Raw genomic sequence first — 14,759 nt, 5'->3', positions numbered from 1 at the left:
CCGGCCCGCATAACCTCGGATACCCCCCCTGGCGGGCTCCGAGCGGCGGCGAAGTGCGCGGCGCCGGCACAACGCAAAGCTCCGAACGCTCAAAGAGAGCGACCGGCCAGACAAGGAAGCGGACCGACCGATGTTGCGATTCCTGCTCACGCGCATAGCGTCGGCGATCCCGGTCCTCGCCATTCTGAGCCTGGTCACCTTCGCCATCATCCAGGCGCCGCCGGGCGACTATGCCGACTACATCCGCTCGCAGTTGATCAATCAGGGCGGGGCCTCATTCGCCGAGGCCGACGCGCAGGCCAAGGCCTATCGGATAGAACACGGTCTCGATAAGCCGCTGCCCGTCCAGTATTTCAACTGGATCGGCGGCATCATCACCCGCGGCGATTTCGGCTACAGCCTCTATTACAACAAGCCGGTGGCCGATGTGGTGGGCGAGCGGCTGCCGCGCACGCTGCTGCTGGCGCTGGTGTGCCATCTGCTGGCCTCGGTCCTCGGTATCACCTTCGGCATATGGGCGGCGACCAGGCAGTACAGCTGGATCGACAGTACGCTGTCAGCGATTTCCTTCCTCGGCATGACGGTGCCGCGCTTCCTGATGGCGCTGATCATCGTCTATCTGCTGGTCTTCCAGTTCAACGTTTCCGAGATCGGCAGCTTCTTTTCGCCGCAATTTGGCGGGGCGCCGTGGTCCTGGGCGAAGTTCGTCGATCTCGTCCGGCATGTCTGGCCGGTTGTCGCCATCGCCACCTTCGGCGGGCTCGCCTACAACATGCGGGTGATGCGCGGCAATCTGCTCGACACGCTGAACGCGCAATATGTCGAAACCGCTCGCGCCAAGGGCCTTAGCGGCGGTGCGGTCGTGATGCGCCATGCGGTGCCCAATGCGCTGCATCCGCTGGTCATGTATCAGGGCGTCGTGCTGCCCTATATGCTGACCGGCGAGATCGAGACCGCGATCATCTTTGCCCTGCCGACCGTCGGCCCGGCGATCGTTGGCTCGATGGCGGTCGGCGACGTCTATGTCACGGCGACATTCATGATGGTGCTGTCGGCGACGCTGATCGTCGGCAACATCATCGCCGACATGCTGCTCGTCATGCTCGATCCGCGTGTGCGCCAATATGCAGGGTCCTGAGATGCTTGCTTTCGAGCCCTCGCTGCCGCCACTTGCCGAGGAACCGGCCAAGATCAAGCCGCGCGGCAATGAGAGTTACATCGCACTCGTCTGGCGCCGCCTGAAACGGTCCTGGACCGGCATGGCCGGGCTCATCCTGGTCGCGTTTCTGGTGCTGCTGGCGGTGTTTGCCGACTTCTTCGCACCGATGGATCCCAAGGTGACCGATGTCGGCTTCGCCCCGCCGCAGATGATGAGCTTCCATGACAAGGACGGCAACTTCGTCTTCCAGCCACGCGTCTATGCCCTGGCGGATTCGGAAGACCTCGACCCGGTCACCTTCCAACCCGTCGTCGGGCCGGACTACGACCATCCGCGGCTGCTCGGCTTCTTCGTCAAGGGAGCGGAGTACAGACTGCTCGGCCTGCTTCCCGCGAACCGGCACTTCTTCGGCTCGACCGACGGCCAGCCGGTGCACTTCCTTGGCACCGACAAATTCGGTCGCGATGTGCTGGCTCGTGCGATCTATGGTTCGCGCATCTCGTTGATGATCGCATTGACCGTGGTCTTCATCGTCACCGTGATCGGCACGACGGTCGGCATGGTGTCGGGCTATTTCGGCGGCACATTCGACGTCTGGGTCCAGCGCTTCGTCGAACTGGTGCTCGCGTTTCCGCAATTGCCGCTTTATCTGGCGCTGACCTCGCTGGTTCCGGTGACGGCGCCGACGAATGTCTTCCTGGCCTTCGTGATCGTTGTCATGTCGGCACTCGGCTGGGCGCAGATGTCGCGCGAAGTGCGCGGCAAGACCCTGGCACTGGCGCGGATTGACTACGTTCGTGCGGCGATGGCGGTCGGCGCCACAGATGGCCGCATCATCATGCAACACATTTTTCCAAACGTGATGAGCCACGTGATCGTTGCGGTCACGTTGGCAATCCCCAGCGTGGTCCTGCTCGAATCCTTCCTCGGTTTTCTCGGCTTCGCGGTGAAGCCGCCGCTGATCTCCTGGGGCCTGATGCTGCAAGACACCGCGACGTATTCGGTCATCGGCACCTATCCCTGGATCCTCTCACCGGTCGGCTTCGTGCTTGTCACCGTCTTCGCGTTCAACGCGCTTGGCGATGGACTGCGCGATGCGGTCGATCCTTATTGAGCATGAGATGATGCAACACGCGCTCGTCAAATCCTTCGCACCGCCTGTCCGGCTCGACCATGACGGCCGTTCGGAAAACCCGGTCATTGATGCCCGCAACATCGCCGTCGATTTCAAGGTCGAACACGGCATGATCGAAGCCGTCAAGGACATCTCCTTCCAGCTCTATCGCGGCGAGACGATCGCCATTGTCGGCGAGTCGGGATCGGGCAAATCGGTGACGGCGCGCACCGTCATGGGACTGTTGTCGAAGCGCGCAGTCGTGTCGCCGAAATCGACTGTCGAATACAACGGGGCCAACATCCTGAAATTTTCCGAGCGTGCGCGGCGCAAACTGCGCGGCGACCGCATCTCGATGATCTTTCAGGAGCCGATGAGTTCGCTTAACCCGATCTACACGATCGGAAGCCAGATCGTCGAGGCGATACGGGTGCATCGCAAGATGAGCCGCAGGCAGGCCGAAGCAAGAGCGCTCGAGCTGCTGCAGCAGGTACAGATACCTGAGCCCCAGGCGCGGCTGAAACAATACCCGCACCAGCTTTCCGGCGGCCAACGCCAGCGTGTGATGATCGCCATGGCGCTGGCCAACGATCCCGATGTGCTGATCGCCGATGAGCCGACGACGGCGCTCGACGTCACGGTTCAGGCGCAGATCCTCAATCTCATCCGAAACCTGCAGAAGAAACTGCGCATGGCGGTGATCCTGATCACGCATGACCTGACCGTGGTGCGGCAGTTCTCCGACTATGTCTACGTCATGCAGCATGGGGAGATGCGCGAGCACAATGTGACGGAGAAGCTGTTCGCCAATCCGCAGCATCCCTACACCTGTCACCTGCTTGCCTCCGAGCCGCGCGGCCAGGCCAATCCGTTGCCGGAAGGCGCCGACGTTATTCTTGAAGCTAGGAATGTGCGCGTCTCCTTCATGCTGCGGCATGGCACGTTCATGAGGCCGGACCTGCGCGAACTCGTCGCCGTCGACAGCCTCAGCCTGACCCTTCGACGGCACGAGACGCTGGGTCTCGTTGGCGAATCCGGATCGGGCAAGACCACCTTCGGCGAGGCGTTGCTCAGGCTCAACACCACCGACAGCGGCGAGATCTATTTCGATGGCCGGCCGATCCATGGCTGTTCGCGCGCCCAGATGCGGCCGTTGCGGTCGCGCATGCAGGTCGTCTTCCAGGATCCGTTCTCGTCGCTCAACCCGCGCATGACGATCGGCCAGATCATCGAGGAAGGGCTGGTCGTCAACCGCATGGGCGCCACCAGGAACGATCGGATCGAGCGGGTGCGCGAGGCGCTGATCAGCGCCGGCATGCCCGGCGATATCCTCTCGCGTTTCCCGCACGAGTTTTCCGGCGGCCAGCGCCAGCGTATTGCGATTGCCCGCGCCGTCGCGCTCGAACCGGAATTCATCGTACTCGACGAGCCAACATCGGCGCTGGATCTCTCGGTCCAGGCGCAGATCATCGAATTGCTGCGCAAGCTGCAGCGCGAACGGGGCCTGAGCTACATCTTCATCTCGCACGACCTCAAGGTCGTGCGGGCGCTGTGCCACCGCGTCATCGTCATGCAGCACGGCAAGATCGTCGAAGAGGGGCCGGTCGACGAAGTCCTGTCCCATCCCAAGACCGCTTACACCGAACGGCTGGTCAAAGCCGCTTTCGAGGTAGCCTAATTGCTTATGCCGGAGGTTGTTGTGGCAAGAAATCCCAAGGTCGCTTTCATCGGAGCTGGCTCGACGGTGTTCATGAGGAACATCGTCGGCGACATATTGCAGCGTCCGGCTTTATCCGGCTCGACGATCGCGCTGATGGACATCAATCCGCAACGGCTCGAGGAAAGCGCAATCGTCGTCGGCAAGCTGATCTCGACGCTTGGCGTAAAGGCCAAAGCCGAAACCTATTCGGACCAGCGCAAGGCGCTGGCGGGCGCCGATTTCGTCGTCGTCGCCTTCCAGATCGGCGGCTACGAGCCCTGCACGGTAACTGATTTCGAAGTTCCGAAGAAATACGGGCTGCGCCAGACCATCGCCGATACGCTCGGTGTCGGCGGCATCATGCGAGGCTTGAGAACCGTGCCGCATCTCTGGAAGATCTGCGAGGACATGCTCGCGGTCTGCCCGCAGGCGATCATGCTGCAATATGTCAACCCGATGGCGATCAACACCTGGGCGATCGCGGAGAAATACCCCGACATCAAGCAGGTCGGCCTCTGCCATTCGGTGCAAGGCACGGCGATGGAACTGGCGCATGATCTCGATATTCCCTACGAGGAGATTCGCTACCGCTCGGCCGGCATCAATCACATGGCCTTCTACCTGAAGTTCGAGCATCGCCAGCCGGACGGCTCCTACCGCAATCTCTATCCGGATCTGCTGCGCGCCTACAGCGAAGGGCGGGCGCCGAAGCCGGGATGGAATCCGCGCTGCCCGAACAAGGTGCGCTACGAGATGCTGAAGCGCCTCGGTTACTTCGTCACCGAGAGCTCCGAACATTTCGCGGAATACACGCCCTATTTCATCAAGGACGGGCGCGAGGATCTGATCGAGAAGTTCGGTATCCCGCTCGACGAATACCCGAAGCGCTGCATCGAGCAGATCGAACGCTGGAAGGGGCAAGCGGAAGCCTATCGCTCGGCTGACAAGATCGAAGTGGAGCAGTCGAAGGAATATGCGTCCTCGATCATGAACTCGGTCTGGACCGGCGAGCCGTCGGTGATCTACGGCAACATCCGCAACAATGGCTGCATCACGTCATTGCCGTATAATTGCGCGGCCGAGGTGCCATGCCTCGTCGACGCCTCCGGCATTCAACCCACGTTCATTGGCGACCTGCCGGTGCAGCTCACCGCGCTGATCCGCACCAATATCAACGTCCAGGAGCTGACGGTCCAGGCGCTGATGACCGAGAACCGCGAGCACATCTATCACGCGGCGATGATGGACCCGCACACGGCGGCCGAGCTCGACCTCGACCAGATATGGTCGCTGGTCGATGATTTGCTGGTTGCGCATGGCGACTGGTTGCCGGCATGGGCGCGTGGAGCGCGCAGCGTTCGGGCAGCCTGACGCGCCAATCCACTTGGCTATTCGTTGTCGAGCTGAAGCAGGGCTGCCAGTTCGTCGCTCTATGCTGACCATAGAGCCCGCTTTGAAAGCGGCGCGGCGTTGCCGGCCGATGTTTCGAAATCGAAGAGCTTCTGCGTCACGAGTGCAGCCGCCCCTCTTGCCCAGGAATTGTCCTCCCAGTCCAGCAGCATTGGCGGTGCTTGTCGAAAGGTGTTTTGTCCGAGCGTCGCCCGCATCGGGCCAAACAGCGCATCGCCAAACGACACGGCTTCACCACCGACGACAATGACCTCCGGGTCGGTGATGTTGACAAGATTGGCGAGATGCCGGCCGATGCCATGTCCCGCTTCCTCGAGAATGGCGACGGCTCGCGGTTCGCGGTCTGCCAAGGCTGCCATAAGGCTGACTTTGCTATCCGTTTCGTTGTGCCCCGTGGCTTCGCGCCAGGTGCGCAGGATCGCCGGCTCGGCGTAATAGGCCATCAAGCAGCCGCGCTTTCCGCACTCGCAAAGGCGGCCGTTCTCCTCATATGAGGTGTGGCCGAACTTGCCGGCGGCACCGTTCGCGCCGCGATAGAGTTTGCCATCGAAGACGAGCGCGCAGCCGATTCCGACGCCGATCGCCAGCACAGCCATATTGCGGTGCTGGCGTCCCAGGCCGAAGAGTTGCTGGGCAATGGCATAGGCATTGGTGTCGTCCTCAAGCCACACGGGGACGTCTACCAGTTCGGCCAGCATCGGGCCAAGGGGAACGTTGTCCCAGTTGTAGCGATTGCTGCGGATACACACAGCCTTCTGGTTGTCTATGATGCCAGGCATTGAAATGCCGATCCCGGCAAGCTTGGCAGCGGGCCGATCGACAATGGAAATCAGCTCCGGTACCGCCTTGGCCAAGGTCGCTATGATGTGGTCGGGATCGCTGTCCGAGAGCTTGACGCGCAGAGAGCCCAGCGGATTGGTCGCAAGATCGGTGACCACGCATTCGACCGATCCGACCATCAGCTTGAAACCTATGGCAAGGCCGTTGGCATAGTTGATATCCACCGGGATAGGGCGGCGGCCAGCCGAGCCCACGACTGTCTTGCCTTCGATCAGCAGGCCATCCTCGATGAGGTCGGCCACGACGAAGGTGACCGCTGCCGGACTAAGGCCGGTAATTGACGCTATGTCGGCCCGGCTGCGCGCTCCTTCCTGCCGCAAGAGATTGAGGATCAGTCTGCGGTTCATCGCCCGAGTCGTGCTCGGGTCACCCTTGAGCTTCACGGATCCGCTTTCTTAATTTTGTAAATTAATTATTGCCTCTCGAGAAAACATATGCATAAGTTTGCCCGACTGTTCAACACCCGAACCGGGGGTCAGCGAAATTAATCCGGTTAGCAATGTCACCGCGCTCTGAAGGAGCGGGCAAGCATATTCCCTTGCCCGGGAGGTGAGCCGTGCCGTTGAGAAGAACAACCGCGCCGGCCGGTGTGCCAGTAGAGAATTGACAACACGGGAGGAGTAACAATGACGTTCAAGTGGATCGAAAAGCCGTCGACGCGGCGCAATTTCCTGAAGGGAGCTGGGGGGATTTCCGCTGGAGCCCTCGCGGGCTTCCCGATGCCGGCACTCAGCCAGTCGAGCGAAGTCACCATCATTTCCGACGAAAACAATGCCGATGCCCTGCGGATCTTGCGGCGCATCGCGGCCGACTTCGAGAAGCAGTCCGGCACCAAGGTTGTGATCAACAATATGGATCACGAGGCCCACAAGACCGCGATCCGCAACTACCTTGTCGCCGGCGCGCCGGATGTCTGCTTCTGGTTCTCCGGAAACCGCATGCGCGCCTTCGTCACTCGCGGCCTGTTCGACGACATTTCGGATCTGTTCGAGAAGGAAAAGTACAAGGACGTGCTGGGTGCCACGACCGGTGCCGTCACTGTCGACGGCAAGCAGTATGGCCTGCCGACTGGCGGCACGATGTGGGGCATGTTCTATCGCAAGGACGTCTTTGCCGAGCACGGACTGACGGTGCCGGCGACCTGGGACGAATTCCTTGCTTACGGCCAGAAGTCCAAGGCTGCCGGCCTTATTCCCGTCAGCATCGGCACCAAGGAACTCTGGCCGGCGGCCGGATGGTTCGACCAGATGAACCTGCGGATCAACGGTCTCGACAAGCACTTTGCCTTGATGAATGGCAAGATGGCTTACACCGACCCGGCGCTGACGCCTGTTTTCGACCACTGGGAAGAGCTGATCAAGCAGGGTTTCTTCACACCGGATCAGACGTCGTTCGGCTGGCAGGAGGCCGGCGCCTTCCTCGCCCAGAAGAAGGCCGGCATGATGAACCTCGGTGCCTTCGTGAAAGCTACTTTCCCTGAGCAGGATCTCGAGCAGCTGACATTCGCCCCTTTCCCGAAGATTGACGGCGCCCTCGACCGCTACGAAGAATTCTCGGTCAATTCGGTCCACATCCCGGCCAACGCCAAGAACAAGGCGGGTGCCCGCGAGTTCCTCGCGTTCTTCTACCAGCCGGAAAATTTCGGCCCTTATCTGGAACCCGGCGGCAACGTTCCGCCGCGCAACGACCTTCCGGCCAGCAAGGACCCGCTGGTCAACGCGGCTGTGGAAAGCCTGAAGACGGTGGCCGGCACGTCGCAATATTACGACCGTGACACCGATCCCGACATGGCCCAGGCCGGCCTGGTCGGCTTCCAGGAATTCATGGCCAAGCCGGAGCGCCGGGACGCCATTCTTCAGCGTCTCGAGGGAACCCGTCGCCGGATCTTCAAGATCTAGCGCCTCCCAGCGGAGGGGAGCGGGGTTCGTACTCTGCTCCCTGATGCTTTCCGTGAATGAGGTCTCCCAAAATGACGAAGCTTTGGCGCCGCCATCGCTGGTGGCTGACACCGACACTTCTGATCCTGCCAGCCGCTGTGCTGTTTTCCGTCGTCATTCTGGCATCTGCGGTCGAGAGCCTGTGGATCAGCCTGCACGAATGGGACGGCTTCAGCCCGATGGTCTGGATCGGCCTCGGCAACTACCGCGAACTGTTCGCCGACCCGCAGTTCTATGTTTCGCTGAAGAACAATCTGATCTGGTTGGTGATGTTCATGCTGGCGCCGCCGCTCGGCCTCGCCATCGCGCTGCTCGTCAACCAGAAAATCCGCGGCATGCGCCTGCTCAAATCGCTGTTCTTCATTCCGCTGGTGCTGGCTTCGGTTGCCGTCGGCGTTGTCTTCACCTGGGTCTATACGCCGGAATTCGGACTTCTCGCCCTGATCTTCCGCACCTTCGGCGCGACCGCCCCGGCAGTGCTGTCGGATGAAAACTTCGTCACCTTCGCCGTCGTGATCGCAGCGTTGTGGCCGCAGATCGCCTTCTGCATGGTGCTCTATCTCGCCGGCCTCAACAATCTCAGCGAGGACCTGATCGGCGCCGGGCGGGTCGACGGCGCCAGGGGCTGGAACATGCTGCGCCACATCGTGTTGCCGCAGCTGACGCAGGTCACCTTTATCGCCATCGCCGTCACTGTTGTCGGCGCACTGCGTTCCTTCGACATGGTCTCGGTGATGACCAGCGGCGGCCCCTTCGGTTCGTCCGAGGTGCTTGCCTATCAGATGTTCGAGCAGTCCATATTTTCCTACCGCTTCGGCTATGGCGCGGCCATTGCCTCGGTGCTGTTCGTGATCATGGCGGTCTTCATCGCCTGGTACCTGACGCGGATGATCCGCGCCGATGAAAGAGGCGGCTGATGTTTCCCCGCCCGATTCCCGAGACTGCTATTTGGCAGCGTGGCCTCTATGTCGTGCTGGTGGTCGGCATCCTGATTGTCTGGCTGGCGCCGCTCTTTGCCATCATCCTTACCTCGTTCCGCTCTACACAGGATGTCATGGGCGGCAATCTGTGGGGCTGGCCGACCCAATTCGGCCTGGTCGACAACTACACGGCGGTCTTCACCCAGACGCCCATGGCCCGCTACTTCCTCAACAGCCTGACGATCACAATCCCCTCGGTGATGGGCGTTCTCATCTTGAGCACGCTCGCCGGGTTCGTGCTCGCCCGTTACCGGTTTCGCGGCAATATGCTCGTCTTCGCCCTGTTCGTCGGCGGAAACTTCCTGCCGCACCAGATCATGATGATCCCGGTGCGCGATCTCATGGTGCGGCTCAACCTCTACGACACGATGGCGGCCCTGATCATCTTCCATATCGCCTTCCAGACCGGGTTTGCGACACTGTTCATGCGGAACTTCATCGCCGCCTTGCCGGGAGAACTGTTTCAGGCCGCCAGGGCCGAGGGCGCGACGCCGTTTCAGACATTGGTACATGTCGTGGTCCCATTGGTGCGGCCGGCTCTCGCGGCGCTGGCCATCCTGCTCTTCACCTTTATCTGGAACGATTATTTCTGGGCGGTCGTGCTGACCATCAGCGATACCGTCAAACCGGTAACCGCCGGCCTCGCCAACCTGCGCGGCGAATGGGTCTCGGCCTGGAACCTGATCTCGGCTGGCACCATCGTCGTGGCTTTGCCGCCGGTTGCCATGTTCTTCCTAATGCAGAAGCACTTCATCACCGGCCTCACCATGGGAGCGGTCAAGGGATGAGCGACCATGACTTCAAGGCGTCGCCCACCCGATCCGAAACTGATTTCGCAAGCAGGGCTCCATGACCAGTCTTGAACTCCGGCAGATACAAAAGAATTATGGCAGCTACCACGCGCTGCGCGGCATCGATCTCAGCGTCGAACAGGGCGAGTTCATTGTCACCGTCGGGCCGTCCGGCTGTGGCAAGTCAACGCTGTTGAAGATCATCGCCGGGCTTGAAACCGTCTCGACCGGTAAGATTCTGATCAACGGCCGTGATGTCACCACCACCGAGCCGGGTGAGCGCGGCATTGCCATGGTCTTCCAGTCCTATGCGCTTTACCCGCATATGACCGTCGCCGAGAACATGGGTTTCGGCCTGCGCATGGCGCATCGCCCCAAGGCCGAGATCGATGCCGCCGTGCTGCGAGCCGCCAAGATCCTTCGCATTACCGACCAGCTCGACAAGCGGCCGAAACAGCTTTCCGGCGGCCAGCGTCAGCGAGTGGCGATCGGCCGTGCGATAACCCGCTCGCCCGACGTGTTCCTGTTCGACGAACCATTGTCCAACCTCGACGCAGCGCTGCGCACGCAGATGCGCGTCGAGCTTTCCGATCTGCACGCCAGGCTCGGCGCCACCATGGTCTATGTCACGCACGACCAGACCGAGGCGATGACAATGGCGAGCCGTATCGTCGTGCTCAATCGCGGCTCGGTCGAGCAGGTGGGCGCTCCGCTCGAACTCTACCGCAATCCGGCCAATCTCTTCGTCGCGGGCTTCCTCGGCGCACCCCGGATGAATTTTTTCGAAGTGACCGTCGCCGCTGTCTCCGGCGGTGCCGCCACGCTGTCGACCGCCGGTCTTTCTCCTTTGACTGTCGAACTGACGGAAGCGGCATCCGTACAGGTCGGCGATAGGGTGACGATGGGGATTCGGCCGGAGAGCATCAGCTTGGCCGCGGAAGGGACAGCGAGTTTTGCAGCACGGGTGCGGCTGGTCGAGCATCTCGGCCGCGAGACCATCCTCTATGCCGACGCGGGCCCGCTGCAATGCGTCAGTTCCGAAAGCGGCAGCGGCAACGTCACCGTCCAGATCGGCCATGCGAGTGCCGTCGCTGCCGACGCGACCGTCGGCTTCAAGGTCGAGCCGCGTGACGTCTATCTCTTTTCCTCTGTCGATGAGCGGACAATCAGTGCCCGCAAATCCACCATCACCGACTGATCTGCAGGAGTATCCTTCGTGAACAAGACTTCAAGAGGCCGCGCCCTGTCGGTCTGGCGCACGATCCAGACCGACCGCTTTCTGGTCGGCGCGCCGCACTATCCCGAACATGTGGACGAGAGTTACTGGGACAACGACGCCCGGCGCATGGCCGAGGCCGGCTTCAACGTCGCCCGCCTCGGCGAATTCGCCTGGCACATTTTCGAACCGCGTGAAGGCACCTTCGATTTCGACCTGTTCGACCGGGCAATCGAGCGCCTCGCGCGTCACGGCGTCAACACGATCCTGTGCACGCCGACCGCCACCCCGCCGCGCTGGCTGACGGCAAAACATCCGGAAATCCTGCGGCTTGATGGAAATGGCCGGTCGATGGGCCACGGCTCGCGCCAGTATGCCGACACCAGCAGCCCGGTGTTTCGCGACTACAGCCGCAAGATTACCAGGGCGATGGCGGACCACTACCGCGACAACGCAAATGTCATCGGCTGGCAGACCGACAATGAACTCAACACCAGCATGCCGGAATCCTATTCGCCGTCGGCATTGAAGGAATTCCAGGCTTACCTCCAGGAAACCCACAAGACGATAGACAGGCTGAACTTCGCCTGGGGTGGCGATTTCTGGGCGACGGCTTACGGCGATTTCAGCGAAATTGTCTTCCCGCTGGATTTTTCCCCGTCCTTTCCCGGTCCCGGTCACCTCCAGGACTACCACCGTTTTCTCGCCTTTTCGACAGCACGGTTCCAGCACGACCAGGTCGAGATCCTGAGAAAAGCGAATGCCAGTTGGTTCATTTTCCACAATCTCGGCGGATTGCGTGACATCGACTTTCGCGGCCAATTCTCCACCGATCTCGACTTCGTCGGCTACGACATCTATCCGTTCCTCTATGACGAGTTCTTTCGCCTAGGCAACCACGCCAAAATCCAGGCGCTGCATCTCGACATCTGCAGGGGATTTTCCGGCAACTACATAGTGCCGGAACAACAGTCGGGCTTTGGCGCCCAGCCGGGCTTCTGCACGCTGACGCCGGAGCCGGGCGAAATGCGACGTATGGCGATGTCGTCGGTTGCGCGTGGCGCCGATGGTATCATGTTCTTCCGCTGGCGCCCCGCGCATTTCGGTGCGGAGATATACTGGATGGGCATCATCGACCACGATGATGTCGCTCGCCGCCGCTATGACGAAGCCAGGCAGTTCGCCACCGAGATGACGGCGCTTAAAGACAAGATCCTGGGCACCCATGTGCGGATGGATGTCGGCATCGCCGGCTCGGACTTCGACAATCAGGAAGCCCACAAGACCTTCCCCATCGGCCTGCCAAGTCCGCAGGATGATGCAACCTTGCTGCATCAGTATTGCTATGACCGCGGCATCGCCTGCGGCTTCATCCACCCGGAAGACGATCTGTCGAAGCTCAAGGTGTTCTACGTGCCGCATTGGGTGATCTGGAAGGACAGCTGGACCGAGCGGCTGCAAGTCTTTGCCGAAAATGGCGGTACCGTCATCATCGGCGCGCGCACGGGAACCCGCGACGAAAACAACCACGTCATCCGCGAGACAGCGCCGGGCCATTCGCTGTCGAAGCTGACCGGCGTTCGCGTCGAGGATTTCGGGCGGCTGGCGGCACCTGGGGCCAATGGCCTGTTCAATACCATGTCGCGCTCCGGCGGGCTCGTCATTCCTCCCGACAGACCGGCCGAATCCAGCCGCCGTATCCGTCGTTTCACCGTCGGAAACCACGAGTTCGATGCCGGTTATTTCTATGAGAACCTCGCAGTCGAACCGGAAGTCGAAATTGTAGGGGTTTGGTCGAACCGCTACGCGGCAGGAACGCCTGCTATTACCTCCCGCGCCGTCGGCAAGGGCCGTGTGCTCTATGTCGGCACTTATCTAACGCCGGAGCTGACAGCTCAACTCGCTACGCGCACTTTCGTGGATGCGAATGTGGAGCCTCTGGTTCCGGATCTGCCGGACGGCGTCGAGGTCACAATGCGCGAGAATGACGAACGCCGGCTGTTGTTCGTGCAAAACGTCAAAGACACGCCCGTTACGGTAACCGGCGTTCCCTTCGGCAGCAACCTGCTCGATAGCGAAGGACCTGTCTCCGGAGTGTTGACGCTGGACGGCTATGGCTGCGCTGTCCTCGAATTGATCTGAGCATTGTCGCGGACGTTAGCGATACGAAACCTGAGCACTCTTTGATCCTGGAATTCGACCGGCATCGGCAGCACGCCGGCATCGATCCATATCGAACCCGGCGCTTTGACGTGCGCAAGGAACGGCCGGCGAACTGCTGTTGCTCCCATTCAACGACGGCAGTTACACTACCGGCGCGACCATCGGAGCCGATGGCGGCATCTCGTTTCATCCTTGTGAGCGCCATGAATTTCGACATTTCCGTCCGAACCGAGGCCTTCCGCAGCCGGATCGCCGATTTCGTCGAGCGCGAAATCCTGCCGCTCGAGGCTGACAAGGCTTGCTATGACGGCCATGGCAATATTGCACTGCCGCTGCTTGAAACGCTGCGCGGCAAGGCGAAAGCAGCCGGCCTGTGGTGCCTGCAGCTCAAACCCGAGACCGGCGGGGCCGGCCTTTCCAAGGTGGATATGGCCGTCTGCTATGAAGAGATGAACCGCTCGATCTTCGGTCCGGTCGTGTTCAATTCCGCGGCCCCCGACGATGGCAATATGATGATGCTGGAACGGTTGGGAACGCCTGAGCAGAAGCAAAGATGGCTGAAACCGATCGTCGAGGGCAAGGTGCGCTCGGCCTTTGCAATGACGGAACCGCACCCGGGCGGCGGCTCCGACCCGTCGATGATCATGACCAGAGCCGAACGGCGTGGCGACAGATATGTCGTCACAGGCCGCAAATGGTTCATCACCGGCGCGCAAGAGGCGAGCCACTTCATTCTCATTGCGCGCACTTCGGACGATCCGCGTCACGGCCTTTCGGCCTTGCTGTTCCACAAGGACCAGCCGGGCTGGCGGATCGTGCGGCGCATCGAAATCATGGGACCGGAAGAACATGGCGGCCATTGCGAGCTGGAGTTCGACGGCCTGGAAGTCCCGGTCGAGGACGTGCTTGCCGGCGAAGGCAGCGGCCTCCGGGTTACCCAGGTCCGGCTCGGTCCGGCGCGGCTCACCCATTGCATGCGCTGGCTCGGTCTTGCCAAGCGCTGCATCGAGATCGCGCGCGCCTATGCCGCCGAGCGTAGCGGTTTCGGGCAGCTTTTGGCCGACCGTGAGAGTATCCAGCTGTTGCTCGGCGACCTTGCCATGCGCATCGAGATCGGGCGGCTGCTGGTGATGAAGGCGGCCTGGGAGCTCGATCGCGGTGGCTTTGCCCGCAAGGAGGTCTCCATGGCCAAGATCCAGGTCGCCAACGTGCTGCATGACGCCGCCGACGTGGCGATCCAGATCAACGGCGCCCGCGGCTATTCGAAAGACACTGTACTCGAATGGATCTACCGCTACGCCCGCCAGGCTCGCCTGGTCGACGGCGCCGACGAGGTCCACAAGATGGTGCTCAACCGCTTTCTCAACGAGGAAGGTGTGGGCTTCTGGCGCTGGCATGTCGAAGCCGGCAGACAAGACGAAACAGGTCGCGGCGGGAACCGCTGAGCCGG

General features: G+C 61.4%; 11 protein-coding genes. 10 read left to right on the top strand and 1 reads right to left on the bottom strand.

Annotation, left to right across the window (positions count from 1 at the left end; translation table 11 throughout):
* The first annotated feature begins 130 nt into the window (after positions 1 to 130).
* From NKI72_RS21335 to NKI72_RS21320, 4 genes are read left to right on the top strand one after another with little or no spacing between them, the layout of a single operon-like run.
* Entirely contained in the window at positions 131 to 1,138 is a 1,008-nt protein-coding gene (locus NKI72_RS21335; RefSeq protein WP_352452370.1) for an ABC transporter permease, read from the top strand.
* 1 nt (position 1,139) lies between these two features.
* The gene (locus tag NKI72_RS21330; RefSeq protein WP_352467677.1) at positions 1,140 to 2,273 is read left to right on the top strand and encodes an ABC transporter permease; all 1,134 of its coding nucleotides are present in this window, start codon (positions 1,140 to 1,142) and stop codon (positions 2,271 to 2,273) included.
* A 10-nt stretch (positions 2,274 to 2,283) separates the two neighbouring features.
* Positions 2,284 to 3,951 carry an ABC transporter ATP-binding protein gene (locus tag NKI72_RS21325; RefSeq protein ID WP_352501439.1) on the top strand — a complete coding sequence of 556 codons (1,668 nt, stop codon included), beginning with the start codon at positions 2,284 to 2,286 and terminating at the stop codon, positions 3,949 to 3,951.
* Positions 3,952 to 3,972: 21 nt separating this feature from the next.
* On the top strand, positions 3,973 to 5,343 hold the full coding sequence (locus tag NKI72_RS21320) for an alpha-glucosidase/alpha-galactosidase (RefSeq protein WP_352850807.1): 1,371 nt from the start codon (positions 3,973 to 3,975) through the stop codon (positions 5,341 to 5,343).
* 59 nt (positions 5,344 to 5,402) lie between these two features.
* On the opposite strand, the gene NKI72_RS21315 is transcribed toward NKI72_RS21320, so the two are convergent.
* Entirely contained in the window at positions 5,403 to 6,605 is a 1,203-nt protein-coding gene (locus tag NKI72_RS21315) for an ROK family transcriptional regulator (RefSeq protein WP_352850805.1), read from the bottom strand.
* A gap of 243 nt (positions 6,606 to 6,848) precedes the next feature.
* Here NKI72_RS21315 and NKI72_RS21310 point away from each other — a divergent pair, with 243 nt between their 5' ends.
* The 6 genes from NKI72_RS21310 to NKI72_RS21285 all read left to right on the top strand — a co-directional run bounded on the left by NKI72_RS21310 (position 6,849) and on the right by NKI72_RS21285 (position 14,754).
* The gene (locus NKI72_RS21310; RefSeq protein ID WP_352473206.1) at positions 6,849 to 8,120 is read left to right on the top strand and encodes an ABC transporter substrate-binding protein; all 1,272 of its coding nucleotides are present in this window, start codon (positions 6,849 to 6,851) and stop codon (positions 8,118 to 8,120) included.
* 71 nt (positions 8,121 to 8,191) lie between these two features.
* A complete protein-coding gene (locus NKI72_RS21305) occupies positions 8,192 to 9,076 on the top strand; it encodes a carbohydrate ABC transporter permease (protein ID WP_023677182.1) in 885 nt (294 codons plus the stop codon).
* Positions 9,076 to 9,927, top strand: a complete 852-nt coding sequence (locus NKI72_RS21300; RefSeq protein ID WP_352452362.1) for a carbohydrate ABC transporter permease — start codon at positions 9,076 to 9,078, stop codon at positions 9,925 to 9,927. The genes NKI72_RS21305 and NKI72_RS21300 overlap by 1 nt, the downstream gene beginning before the upstream one ends.
* Before the next feature lie 61 nt (positions 9,928 to 9,988).
* On the top strand, positions 9,989 to 11,128 hold the full coding sequence (locus tag NKI72_RS21295; protein WP_352743577.1) for an ABC transporter ATP-binding protein: 1,140 nt from the start codon (positions 9,989 to 9,991) through the stop codon (positions 11,126 to 11,128).
* A gap of 18 nt (positions 11,129 to 11,146) precedes the next feature.
* Positions 11,147 to 13,288 carry a beta-galactosidase gene (locus NKI72_RS21290; RefSeq protein WP_352850803.1) on the top strand — a complete coding sequence of 714 codons (2,142 nt, stop codon included), beginning with the start codon at positions 11,147 to 11,149 and terminating at the stop codon, positions 13,286 to 13,288.
* Positions 13,289 to 13,512: 224 nt separating this feature from the next.
* The gene (locus NKI72_RS21285; protein WP_352850809.1) at positions 13,513 to 14,754 is read left to right on the top strand and encodes an acyl-CoA dehydrogenase family protein; all 1,242 of its coding nucleotides are present in this window, start codon (positions 13,513 to 13,515) and stop codon (positions 14,752 to 14,754) included.
* Positions 14,755 to 14,759: the final 5 nt, after the last annotated feature.

This window comes from Mesorhizobium sp. M0437, assembly GCF_040321335.1.
Classification (GTDB): Bacteria; Pseudomonadota; Alphaproteobacteria; order Rhizobiales; family Rhizobiaceae; genus Mesorhizobium.
Note: the sequence above shows the minus strand (reverse complement) of the source record. Positions and strands in the feature narration are given on the sequence as shown.

Bases quoted from the DNA above. Each gene is read 5' to 3' on its own strand.
- NKI72_RS21335 (WP_352452370.1), top strand. From the start codon at position 131: ATGTTGCGATTCCTGCTCACGCGCATAGCGTCGGCGATCCCGGTCCTC.
- NKI72_RS21330 (WP_352467677.1), top strand. From the start codon at position 1,140: ATGCTTGCTTTCGAGCCCTCGCTGCCGCCACTTGCCGAGGAACCGGCC.
- NKI72_RS21325 (WP_352501439.1), top strand. From the start codon at position 2,284: ATGCAACACGCGCTCGTCAAATCCTTCGCACCGCCTGTCCGGCTCGAC.
- NKI72_RS21310 (WP_352473206.1), top strand. From the start codon at position 6,849: ATGACGTTCAAGTGGATCGAAAAGCCGTCGACGCGGCGCAATTTCCTG.
- NKI72_RS21305 (WP_023677182.1), top strand. From the start codon at position 8,192: ATGACGAAGCTTTGGCGCCGCCATCGCTGGTGGCTGACACCGACACTT.
- NKI72_RS21300 (WP_352452362.1), top strand. From the start codon at position 9,076: ATGTTTCCCCGCCCGATTCCCGAGACTGCTATTTGGCAGCGTGGCCTC.
- NKI72_RS21295 (WP_352743577.1), top strand. From the start codon at position 9,989: ATGACCAGTCTTGAACTCCGGCAGATACAAAAGAATTATGGCAGCTAC.
- NKI72_RS21285 (WP_352850809.1), top strand. From the start codon at position 13,513: ATGAATTTCGACATTTCCGTCCGAACCGAGGCCTTCCGCAGCCGGATC.